We start from the raw sequence: 11353 nt of genomic DNA, 5'->3' as shown, positions 1-11353 counted from the left end.
AGAATGTCGAGGGCGACGTCGATGATCATGTCTTCCTGACCGCCGACCATGCGGCGCTTGCCAAGTTCGATGAGGATTTCGCGCGTATCGACGCCATAGAGTTTCGAGGCGTTTTCCGCATGACGCAGGAAGCTCGAATAAACGCCCGCATAGCCGAGCGAGAGGCTTTCACGGTCCACCCGCACCGGGCGGTCCTGCAACGGACGCACCAGATCGTCAGCTGCATCCATCAGGCCATAGAGGTCGCAGCCCGTATCAATGCCCTTGCGGTTGAGAACGGCGATCAGGCCTTCAAGCGGCGCATTACCGGCCCCTGCCCCCATGCCTGCCAGCGATGCATCGACGCGAACAGCGCCCGCTTCGATACCGGCAACGGCATTGGCAACGCCAAGCGTCAGATTGTGGTGGGTGTGAACGCCGATTTCTGTTTCCGGACGCAGCGCATCGCGCAGCGCCTTGACGCGCAGCGTATATTGCTCCGGCAACAGCGCGCCTGCCGAGTCGGTGACATAGACGCATTCCGCGCCATAGCTTTCCATCAGCTTCGCCTGTTCGACCAGCTTTTCCGGCTCAGCCATATGCGACATCATCAGGAAGCCGATCGTGTCCATGCCCAGTTCACGTGCAGCCTCGATATGCTGGCGTGATACATCGGCCTCGGTGCAATGGGTTGCAACGCGAACCGAACGTGCACCGGCATCATAGGCTTCTTTCAGATCATGCACCGTGCCAATGCCCGGAATGAGCAGCACGGTGACACGGGCATGCTCGCAGGCGTCGGCAACCGCGCCGATCCATTCGACATCGTCATGCAGGCCAAAACCATAATTGAAGGTCGAACCGGCAAGGCCGTCACCATGGGTGATTTCAATCGCGTCCACCTTGGCTGCATCCAGCGCCTTCGCAATGGCGACGACATCCTTCAGCGTGTATTGGTGGCGGATCGAATGCATGCCGTCGCGCAGCGTGACATCCTGAACATAGAGCTTATCGGGATTGGAGCGGGCCATTATGCAGCCTCCTTGGCAAGCGCTTTTGCTGCCCAATGATCGGCGGTGACCAATGCAGCGGATGTCATGATGTCGAGATTGCCGGCATAGGCAGGCAGATAATGTGCAGCGCCTTCCACCTCGAGCAGGATCGTCGTCTTGAGACCCGATACGAGCCCGATGCCCGGCACGCGAACCGGCGCATTATCGCCGATGACTTCGAACTGCACTTTCTGCTTCAGGCGATAGCCCGGCACATAGGCCTGAACCGTCTTGACCATTTCGGCAATCGAAGCCTCGATGGCTTCGCGGCTGCCGCCCTGCGACAGAACAAACACCGTATCGCGCATGATCAGCGGAGGTTCGGCAGGGTTGAGAATGATCAGCGCCTTGCCGCGTTCGGCACCGCCCAGATCACGGATCGCCTTCGACGTGGTTTCGGTGAATTCATCGATATTGGCGCGGGTGCCGGGACCAGCCGAACGCGACGAGATCGAAGCGACGATTTCGCCATAGACCACGCGGTCGGTGGTGCGCTTGACGGCATAGACCATCGGGATCGTCGCCTGACCGCCGCATGTGACCATGTTAACGTTCGGCTCGTCGATATTGGCATCGCCATTGATGGCCGGAATGGTGAAAGGGCCGATGGCGGCAGGTGTCAGGTCGATGACCTTCTTGCCGTCCTTCTGCAACAGCGCGTCATTATGCAGATGCGCCTTGGCCGAGGTTGCATCGAACACGATATCGATATCGCGATATTCCGGCATACGCAGCAGCCCGTCGATGCCTTCATGGGTGACCGGCACGCCGAGCCGTGCGGCGCGTGCCAGACCATCCGAATTCGGATCAATGCCGACCATTGCGCCCATTTCGATATTCTTCGACGTGCGCATCACCTTGATCATCAAATCCGTGCCAATATTGCCGGAACCAATGATCGCGCATTTCTTCTTGGACATAGTGGGTCCTTTCTGATCTTCCTCAGGTCGCCACACCAGACGCCAAATGGGGAGGCTTGACCGGCGCGCGGATACGCGCGCAGCACGCCTTAAGCGGTGGTGCGGTGAGTCAGCTTGAAAGGACGCTGGACGGGTTGGGTCGTGGCGGAACGGATGCCAGAACATGGCCCATCAGTTCGCACGTATCGCTCCTCCGGCAAATCCTCCCCATTTGCTTGACGGGGGGATAATAGGACGGAGGATGTGCTCCCGATATTGGGGTTAACCCCTACCAATTTTCGGCTTATGCATGACTCGCATGGCGGTTGCGCCACAAGTCGGCGGCCTTCTGGTGGAACGCATCATAGCTGTCATTGCCAGCGGCAGAAGCCGTCATCATGGCCATGGCCGCCGTCGCAATGACCGTGCCTTCGGCGCGCTTGTCGATGGCCGCACCTGTCCACACCCCATGCCAATATTCAAACGAACTGAGGCTTGAATGCTTGTCGCTGCTTTCCTTGGAGAGCGTTGGCAGCTGCAACGCGCTCGATTGCCCCTGCACGTAACGATAGATGGTGTGCTTGCGGTGCGGAACGAGTTCCGCCACATCGCGGCTGGTCGAGACGACCGAAACCGACTGCATGTCGAGGAGCACGGCCGCATCGCGGTGCAGCTCGCGATAGGCTGGCTGAGACACACCGAGAAACGACGATTTCAGCCCCATCGGGTTCAGAAGGTGCACAAGACTATTCACCGGAGAACGGGATTCGAACAGCGGATAAAGCGCCAACAGCGCCTGCACCTGCGGTGCAAAACCCGGCATCGGCATGAAGCATATGCCATGGGCTCTGAGCGCGCTTTCCGCCAGTTCATGGGACGTGGCAATCGGCAGATTGATCGCTTCTGCTGCGATCTCCAGCTTGCCCGCCAGTTCGCCCACACCGCAACTACCATGCACGAGTACCGGATAACCGGCGCGCGCGACAAGCAATGCTGACAGCATGAACCAAGGCGACTGCGCGGAATTTGGAGACAGATAGGCAGGCCAGTCCAGCGCCGGTGTGTTGATACTGGCATCGGTGGCATAGAACCGTCCCGATGCACGTGCCATGCCCGCAAGCTCCGGCGCGGTCAGGCCGCGATAATGGATCAGGCGCAGAAGCGCGCTGATCTGCATCGGGTCGGCCTCGCCCGCGAAGATGGTTGTGAAGGCATCTTCGGCCTCATGCATTTCCAAGGGGCGGGTGTGTCCCGCTTTACGGCCAATGACGGCAATATATTTCGCAAGCCGCCGTGCCGGATCGTTTTCGCTCTGGATATCGGCGAACTGGGCGGCGGTATATTCCGCCGATGGATGGTTCTCCAAGTCCGTCACCTTGCGGATCGTCAATGGCGGCGGCGTTACGATGGCACTGCGATTCCATCCATGATGGCCCGTACAGGCCGACACATGCGCGTTTTCAGAATCGGGCTTCATCAAGGCATCGGCTTCATTGGCCAAACGCCGCAAACGTCCGCGCAATGCTTCGGCCTTTGGCGTCGCGATCATCGCGCGGCCGGAACGAACAAAGATCGGATCATCGAAATGTTCGCGAATCTGACCGAGCAGGCGACTCATGGCCGGAATGCTCAAGCCCATCTGCTTGGCCGCACCGCCGACACTGCCTTCCACAAGAAGCGCATCGAGTGCAATCAGCAGGCGCAATTGGCCAAGACGCAGATTCGCACCGTCGCTTTCGGCCTTTTCCGCCAGCTTTGCGCTCTTGGTCCGCTTGTCCGCCATAGCCTTTGTCTGCCCTCGCCAGTTGCGTTTTTTGAAACTTGGAACTTTTCTAAAACATGAAGATTGACGTCATCTTATTGCCATACATAAGGAGAGTAGAAAACTCAACTTTAGACGGTGATGAAAAATGACGAGCTTGTTTTGGGGCTTGTGCGTCATTGGCGCACAAAGCAGGCACACGACCAATAAGCAATTGATCCGTGGGGCGATTCTCGCAGGAACATGTCTTTCGACAGTCCTGCTCGCCGGACAGACAGCTGCATTTGCACAGACAGCCGGGGCAGCGGCTGAAACGGAAGAAACCGAAGCCCAGAAGAAAAAGGCTGCGGAAGGTGAGCAGGATGCCGGTGTGGCATCCGATGGCACTGTCAAGCTGAACCAGATCGTGGTGACGGCGACAGGCTTTGAGCAGAACATCACCGACGCCCCCGCCAGCATCACCGTCGTACCGGGCGAAGAGCTTGAAAAAGGCGCTTATCGCGACCTCACCGACGCCCTGAAGGACGTGCAGGGTGTGGCCGTGACCGGCCCTGCCGCCGAGCGCGACATCTATATTCGCGGCCTTCCCGGCTCCTACACACTGCTGCTTGTCGACGGCAAGCGCCAGAGCACCCGCGATGCCCGCACCAATGGTAATTCGGGCTTCGAGCAAAGCTTCCTGCCGCCTGCAAACGCCATTGAACGCATTGAAGTCATCCGTGGCCCGATGTCTTCGCTCTATGGCTCGGATGCGATGGGCGGCGTCATCAACATCATCACCAAGAAAGTGTCCGACAAGTGGAGCGGCTCGTTCACGGTGGACGGCATTGCCCAGCAGCACTCCAAGTTCGGAAACTCGCTTCAGGGCTCCTATTACATAACGGGTCCGCTGGTGCCGAACCTTGTCGGCGTGCAGCTCTGGGGACGTGGCCTGAAGCGTCAGGAAGACAAGATCGTCAGCGGCTCGCCCGAGCAGCAGGATGTGGACATCACCGGGCGTATCACATGGACGCCGAACAAGGATCACGACGTTCAGCTCGAGCTGGGCAAGACGCGTCTGCGCCGCGACAGCACGGTCGGTAATACGACGGAGAAAACAGCCACGGCTGTCGATTCCTACAACTATAATGACCGTGACCATTGGTCGATCAGCCATACCGGCCGCTGGGGCCCGACGACGTCGGAATTCTCCTTCATGCAGGAATGGTCCGAGCGGACCAATTTCAACTGGAGCAATGCGTCCAAGAGCTATGTCGAGAATCTCCGCTCTCCACATGTGAAGAACTCGGTGCTGGACGGCAAGTTCACCACGCCGTTCGAACTCTACGGCGCTCACACGCTCGTCACTGGCGGCCAGTTCATGGATACGGTTCTCACCGACCAGAATCCGGGACGCCGTACAGGTTTGGACGAAGAATTCAGCGTGCGCCAATGGGCGCTCTTCGCCGAAGACGAATGGTGGCTGACGCCCGATTTCTCGCTGACCGGCGGCCTGCGTATGGATGATCACGAGGTTTATGGTTCGCATCTCAGCCCGCGCGGCTATGCGGTGTGGCACGCAACCGACCAGATCACCTTCAAGGGCGGCATTTCGACCGGCTTCAAGGCCCCCGATATCCGCACCATTGCGCCGGGCTATGCCTATACGACGGGCGGCGGCGGTTGCTCCTACGGCCCGACCGGTACGTGTGGCGTCATTATCGGCGACCCAAATCTTGAGCCGGAAAAGAGCACCAGCTACGAAGCCAGCGTGTTGTGGGACAATCAGGAAGGGCTGCGTCTCGGTGCGACCTATTTCTACACCAACTTCAAGGACAAGATTTCCAACGCGCTCGTTACCGACAGCAATGGTGATCCGGTTCGCTGGAGCGAAGATCCCAACTATCGCCTCTGGTATGCCTTCAACATCGATGAAGCCGTGCTTCAGGGCGTGGAGCTGACCTTCAACTGGGAAGCAACAGATACGATCACCCTTCGCGGTAACTACACCTATACGGACTCGGAACAGAAGACCGGCACCTATGCAGGCCTGCCGCTCGCCCGCACGCCGAAGCACATGGCGAGCCTGCGCGGCGACTGGATCACCCCGGTCGATGGGCTGAAGGCATGGGCAGCCGCCAATTATCATGGCGAGGAAACCAATGCCGGCGCTCGTATCGGATCGGCTGGAACACCGATCTATGCAGCGGATGGAAAGACTGTTCTGGCACGCAAATACAAGCCATATGCGACAGTCGATCTCGGCGGTTCCTATGACTTCAGCGAGAACGTCACCTTCAACGCAGCCATCTACAACATCTTCGACAAGCAGATCGATGTCGATGAGTTCAACACGGTTGTTGAAGGTCGCCGCCTTTGGGTCAGCATGACCTCCCGCTTCTGATCTGACGCAATATGACGCCAGCCGTTCGTTAGGCTGGCGTCATTATTGGATTGAATGGATGCTCGATGAGCGCTCTGAAAAACACAATGAAGATCGTGTGCCTGATGCTTGGCAGCATGCTTTTTGCCTCCACGGTTCAGGCAGCGGAACCTGTGCGGGCATTCTTCGATATGGAAGCCAACGGCATTTCCTATCGCATTTTCACCGCAGCGCCTGCCGAGGCGGCTCCCGCAGGCGGCTATCCCGTCATCTACATGGTCGACGGCAACCGCATGTTGCCGCTTGCCGCCGCTGAAATGGGCAAGGATGCAGAGCTGAAAGCCGTTCTGGTGGGGATCGGTTATCCGACCGACGTTCCGGACGAATTCGTGCGTCTGCGCTATTTCGACCTGACCTCGGCAACCAGCGAACAATTGACGCCTGATCCTGCCAACCAGCCGAAAACCGGCGGTCGCGATGCCTTCTTCACCGTCATTGAAGGACAGGTGAAGCCGGAAATCGAGAAGCGTTTCGCCATCGACAAGCGCAAGCAAGCGCTGTTCGGCCATTCGCTGGGCGGGATGTTCACGCTCTATGCGCTGTTCAATCACACGGATTCCTTCCAGACCTACAGCGCCGCCGATCCGTCGATCTGGTGGGATAATCATTCGATCCTGTCGGACAAGGATCGCTTCATCGCATCGTTCAAATCGGCTCCGCACCCGCTGCGTTTGCTGATGGAAACCTCCGGCAAGCGCGGTTCCCGTCCCGGCCAATCGGCTAAGGACATTCAGCGCATGCGCAAACTGCGCGGTGGGCCTTCGGGCGTGGATGTCTACAAGGAACTGGAACAACTGCCGCAGCTGGAAACAGCGTTCCACCGCTTCCCCGATGAGGGCCACGGCTCGATGATCCCGCTGACGGTGAAGGACAGTCTGGATTTCATTCTGCTCGGCAAGAAGCCGGAACACACAGACAATTGACACTTTTTCTTCCGCCGGGGTTGGACCTGCGGAAAACTGGACTATAAAGCACAGGATTGACGAAAGGATTGTGCACCATGCTGAATTTCGGCCAACATGTCGCCCGCCTCTGTGGCGCAGCCGTCGTGGCTCTTTCTCTGGCCTCCGTTGCCAGCGCTGCCGACATTACCGTCAAGCATGCGCAGGGTGAAACGGCAGTGCCTGCTTCCCCAGCCAAGGTGATCGTGCTCGATCTGGCAACGCTGGACAATCTCGACCGTCTCGGCGTCAAGGTTTCCGGTGTGCCGACACTGGTTACCGCCCCGGACTTCCTCAAGAAGTACCAGTCCGACGATTATCCGAAAGTCGGCACGCTGTTCGAGCCGGATTATGAAGCCATCAATGCCGCCGAGCCGGATCTCATCATTGTCGGTGGTCGTTCGGCAGCCAAATATCCGGAACTCGCAAAGATTGCTCCGACCATCGATCTGACGGTTTATGCGAAAGACCTGATCGGCGGCACCGAAGCCAATGTTGAAAAGCTTGGCCAGATTTTCGGCAAGGAAGCGGATGCCAAGGCTGAGATCGAAAAGCTCAACACCGATGTGGCCGCGCTGAAGCAGAAGACGGCTGGCAAGGGCACAGGTCTCCTGATCCTCACCACCGGTGGCAAGATGAGCGCCTATGGCCCCGGCTCGCGCTTTGGCATGCTGCATGACGCCTATGGCGTGACGCCTGCCGCAGCTGACCTGACCACCAAGGGTAATCACGGCCAGCCGATCAGCCAGGAATTCATTCTCAAGACCAACCCTGACTGGCTGTTCGTGATCGACCGCGACGCCGCTATCGGTCGCGAAGGCAATTCCGCCCAGCAGGTTCTCGACAATGATCTTGTTCGCCAGACCACGGCAGCGAAGAAAGACCAGATCGTCTATCTGAAGTCGCAGAACTGGTATCTCGTCGGCGGCGGCCTCAATGGGCTGCACGGCACCATCGACCAACTGTCGGAAGTGTTCGACAAGGCAAAGTAAACGTCAGGCACTTTCTGACCCAGTCACCCGGGCTGTCCGCCATGCCGGACAGCCCGATGCATGACAAGGCAAGAGAACAGGACAAAGCGTGAAAGGTCTAGCCGCAGCCATTGTTGTTGTCGCCGTGCTGGCTGTCATCAGCCTGTTTATCGGGGTCGGCGACGTCTCACTGCACGCACTGATTTATCCCGGTGAAAGTGCGAATGACGGCCCAGGCAGCGCGCTTGAACTTCTGCTTGTCAGCCGCATTCCGCGTACCATCGCCATTGTGCTGGCGGGCATGTCGATGGCCGTTGCCGGCATGATCATGCAGATGCTGACCCGCAATCGTTTCGTCGAGCCTTCGACAGCGGGAACCGTCGAATCTGCGAGTCTCGGCATTCTCCTTGTCATTCTTTTCGCGCCGGAAGCGCCTGTCTTCGTCAAGATGCTGGTCGCCTCGGTAACCGCAGTGGCGGGAACAGCACTGTTTCTACGCATCCTGCACAGCATCCCGCTTCGCTCCGTGCTGGTCGTCCCGCTCGTCGGCATCATGCTCGGCGGGGTTATCAGCGCCATCACCACTTTCATCGCCTATCGCTTCGATCTCCTGCAATCGCTGAATTCTTGGACCACCGGCGATTTTTCCGGCGTGCTGCGCGGACGTTATGAGTTGCTGTGGATCGCCTTCGCGCTCACCGTCGTCGCCTATATCGCAGCCGACCGATTTACAGTTGCGGGACTGGGCGAAGACTTCACCACCAATCTCGGCCTCAACTATCGTCGCGTGGTGACGCTCGGCCTCGTCATCGTGTCGATGGTCAGCGCGTCGGTCGTCGTCACCGTCGGCATGATCCCGTTTCTCGGCCTGATTGTGCCCAATGTTGTCAGCATGTTCATCGGCGACAATATGCGCCGCGCCTTGCCGTGGATCGCTGTTCTCGGCGCGGGTCTGGTGCTCGCCTGCGATATTGCCGGTCGCCTGATCCGCTTTCCCTATGAAATCCCCATCGGAACGATGATGGGCGTCGTGGGCAGCGTCATCTTCCTCTATCTCCTGTTGCGGCGGGGTTCGCGCCTTGCTTAGACGTCCCGCGATCCTCATCCCCGTTCTCGGCGTGATTGCCCTTCTTGCCGCCGTCGCCTTCATGACGATTGGCGCAAAGGGCAGCTGGTCATTCATCCTGTCCTTCCGCGGCACAAAACTGGCCGCCATGGTGCTGGTGGCCTATGCAATCGCCGTTTCGACCGTGCTGTTTCAGACCGTCACCAACAATCGCATCCTGACTCCCTCCATCATGGGCTTTGATGCGCTCTATATTCTGATCCAGACCGTCATCGTCTTTTTCTTCGGCGCGGTGCATGTCGACTGGATCGGACCGAACATACGCTTCATCACCGAAACTGTGGTGATGGTGCTGTTTGCGGGTTCGCTCTATTACTGGCTGTTTTCGGGCGCGGCGCGCAGCCTGCATCTGGTGATGCTGGTCGGCATTATATGCGGCGTCTTCTTCCGCAGCCTGTCCAATCTCATGCAGCGCATGCTCGATCCCGACCTGTTCGCGGTTTTGCAGGATCGTTTCTTCGCCAGTTTCAACACGATCAACGCTGATATTCTGACGCTCTCGGCGATTATCGTCGCTGCCGTGTCGCTCTATGGCTGGCGGCTGTTGCATGTGTTCGACGTGCTGGCGCTTGGACGCGAGCCCGCAATCAATCTCGGCGTCGATCACCGCCGAGTGGTGCGGCTCATCCTGCTGATGGTCACTGTGCTTGTCGCCGTTTCGACCGCACTCGTCGGACCAATCACCTTCTTCGGCCTTTTGGTCGCCAACCTCGCTTACATGCTGGCAGGCTCGGGGAAACATCGCGTCGTTCTGCCGATTGCCGTTCTACTGGCCATCATTTGCATTGTCGGTGGCCAGACCATTCTCGAACGGGCCTTTGCCTTCAATACCGCGCTCAGCGTCATCATCGAGTTCCTGGGCGGTCTCGTCTTCATTATCCTTCTTGTCAGGGGAAATGCGCGTTGATCGAAATAAGCCAAGTCAGCAAATCCTATAGCGGCGCCCTTGTCGTCGATGACGTGTCCCTGCGCTTAACCGCTGGCGGCGTGACGTCGATCATCGGCCCCAATGGCGCCGGAAAATCGACGCTGCTTTCCATGATCAGCCGCCTTTTGCCGATGGACAAGGGCCGCGTGACCGTGGACGGTCTCGATGTCACCACTACATCGGGCGATGTGCTGGCAAAACGACTGTCGATTCTGAGGCAGGAAAACGCCATCAATTCACGGCTGACCGTGCGCGATCTCGTGACATTCGGGCGCTACCCCTATTCCAAGGGCCGACCGAACAGCGAAGACCGCAAACATGTGGAACAGGCCATCGGTTATCTTGGCCTTGAAAGCTTAAGTGAACGCTTTCTGGATGAACTGTCCGGCGGCCAGCGCCAGCGCGCCTTCGTGGCAATGGTGCTCTGTCAGGATACGGACTATGTGCTTCTCGACGAGCCGCTGAACAATCTCGATATGAAACACGCGGCATCGATGATGAAACTGCTGCGCCGCGCTGCCGATGAGCTTGGCAAGACAGTCGTGCTGGTGCTGCACGACATCAACTTCGCGTCGTGCTATTCCAACCACATTGTTGCCATGCGCAATGGCAAGGTCGCCCATCAGGGCACGCCGGACGAACTGATCCATCCGGAAATTCTGAGCGACATTTACGATATGGATATCGCAGTCGAGATCATCGGCGGGAAGCGCATCGGGGTCTATTACCTGTAAATAGACTATCTATTCGCTCGATTTCGTGCAAAAGCATGCGCAACCAGCCATTGGCGACTATCCGTGGAGTGTTCATGCTGACGAAGAAGGGCAAATATGGTTTGAAAGCACTGGCGCATCTTGCCTTGCTTGAACCCGGCGAAAGCGCTTTCGTCGCCGAGATTGCTTCCAAGAATAATATCTCCAAGAAATTTCTCGACGCCATTCTTCTGGAACTGCGCAACGATGGCATCCTGCGCTCCAAGAAAGGCCCCGGCGGCGGCTATAGCCTTTCCAAACCGGCAGCCGATGTCACGATAGGCCAGGTGGTCCGCGTTCTCGACGGACCGCTTGCACCCATCCGCTGCGCAAGCCGAATGGCCTATCAGCCCTGCGAAGATTGCGAAGATCACCGCGCCTGTCAGGTGCGCCGGTCAATGCTGCTCGTGCGCGAAGCCATTGCTGGCGTTCTCGATTCCATGACGCTGGAACAATTCGCCCGCAACGGTGGCCTCGAAGACGACAGCACCGCGCCAGAATGGGCCAAGTTAAGCGCCTGA

10 protein-coding genes are annotated in these 11353 nt (G+C 58.3%); 7 read left to right on the top strand and 3 right to left on the bottom strand.

Features of this window, described 5'->3' with window-relative positions:
- The 3 genes from dmpG to ACTJKP_RS25135 all read right to left on the bottom strand — a co-directional run.
- The coding region (dmpG, locus tag ACTJKP_RS25145; RefSeq protein WP_440630968.1) for a 4-hydroxy-2-oxovalerate aldolase at window positions 1-1010 on the bottom strand (1010 nt) is incomplete at its 3' end.
- A complete protein-coding gene (locus tag ACTJKP_RS25140) occupies window positions 1010-1951 on the bottom strand; it encodes an acetaldehyde dehydrogenase (acetylating) (protein WP_440630967.1) in 942 nt (313 codons plus the stop codon). The genes ACTJKP_RS25140 and dmpG, both read right to left, overlap by 1 nt.
- Window positions 1952-2234: 283 nt before the next feature.
- Complete coding sequence (locus tag ACTJKP_RS25135) at window positions 2235-3713, bottom strand: glycosyl transferase family protein (protein WP_440632615.1); 1479 nt, start codon at window positions 3711-3713, stop codon at window positions 2235-2237.
- Between the two features lie 127 nt (window positions 3714-3840).
- Between ACTJKP_RS25135 and ACTJKP_RS25130 the strand changes: the two genes are divergently transcribed.
- The 7 genes from ACTJKP_RS25130 (at window position 3841) to ACTJKP_RS25100 (ending at window position 11353) form a co-directional block, all read left to right on the top strand.
- Window positions 3841-6075, top strand: a complete 2235-nt coding sequence (locus ACTJKP_RS25130) for a TonB-dependent receptor domain-containing protein (protein ID WP_440632614.1) — start codon at window positions 3841-3843, stop codon at window positions 6073-6075.
- Between the two features lie 65 nt (window positions 6076-6140).
- Window positions 6141-7037 (top strand): alpha/beta hydrolase, encoded by an 897-nt coding sequence (locus ACTJKP_RS25125; RefSeq protein WP_440632613.1) that lies wholly within the window; start codon window positions 6141-6143, stop codon window positions 7035-7037.
- Window positions 7038-7114: 77 nt separating this feature from the next.
- On the top strand, window positions 7115-8047 hold the full coding sequence (locus tag ACTJKP_RS25120) for a siderophore ABC transporter substrate-binding protein (protein WP_440632612.1): 933 nt from the start codon (window positions 7115-7117) through the stop codon (window positions 8045-8047).
- An 88-nt stretch (window positions 8048-8135) separates the two neighbouring features.
- Complete coding sequence (locus ACTJKP_RS25115) at window positions 8136-9113, top strand: ABC transporter permease (RefSeq protein WP_440632611.1); 978 nt, start codon at window positions 8136-8138, stop codon at window positions 9111-9113.
- Window positions 9106-10059: an iron chelate uptake ABC transporter family permease subunit gene (locus ACTJKP_RS25110; RefSeq protein WP_138787060.1), complete on the top strand. Its 954-nt coding sequence runs from the start codon at window positions 9106-9108 to the stop codon at window positions 10057-10059. The genes ACTJKP_RS25115 and ACTJKP_RS25110 overlap by 8 nt, the downstream gene beginning before the upstream one ends.
- Window positions 10056-10814: an iron ABC transporter ATP-binding protein gene (locus tag ACTJKP_RS25105; RefSeq protein ID WP_078338398.1), complete on the top strand. Its 759-nt coding sequence runs from the start codon at window positions 10056-10058 to the stop codon at window positions 10812-10814. Before ACTJKP_RS25110 ends, ACTJKP_RS25105 begins: the two co-directional genes overlap by 4 nt.
- Window positions 10815-10888: 74 nt before the next feature.
- Window positions 10889-11353, top strand: coding sequence for an Rrf2 family transcriptional regulator (locus ACTJKP_RS25100; protein WP_078338419.1), 465 nt, complete (start codon window positions 10889-10891; stop codon window positions 11351-11353).

This window comes from Brucella sp. 22210 (assembly GCF_052045675.1).
Lineage (GTDB): Bacteria > Pseudomonadota > Alphaproteobacteria > Rhizobiales > Rhizobiaceae > Brucella.
The sequence above is the reverse complement of the archived record's forward strand: the minus strand, read 5'-3'. Positions and strand labels throughout refer to the sequence as shown.

Excerpts from the sequence above, each read along its gene's own strand:
- ACTJKP_RS25140 (WP_440630967.1), bottom strand. The coding sequence starts at position 1,951 with ATGTCCAAGAAGAAATGCGCGATCATTGGTTCCGGCAATATTGGCACG.
- ACTJKP_RS25135 (WP_440632615.1), bottom strand. The coding sequence starts at position 3,713 with ATGGCGGACAAGCGGACCAAGAGCGCAAAGCTGGCGGAAAAGGCCGAA.
- ACTJKP_RS25130 (WP_440632614.1), top strand. The coding sequence starts at position 3,841 with ATGACGAGCTTGTTTTGGGGCTTGTGCGTCATTGGCGCACAAAGCAGG.
- ACTJKP_RS25125 (WP_440632613.1), top strand. The coding sequence starts at position 6,141 with ATGAGCGCTCTGAAAAACACAATGAAGATCGTGTGCCTGATGCTTGGC.
- ACTJKP_RS25120 (WP_440632612.1), top strand. The coding sequence starts at position 7,115 with ATGCTGAATTTCGGCCAACATGTCGCCCGCCTCTGTGGCGCAGCCGTC.
- ACTJKP_RS25100 (WP_078338419.1), top strand. The coding sequence starts at position 10,889 with ATGCTGACGAAGAAGGGCAAATATGGTTTGAAAGCACTGGCGCATCTT.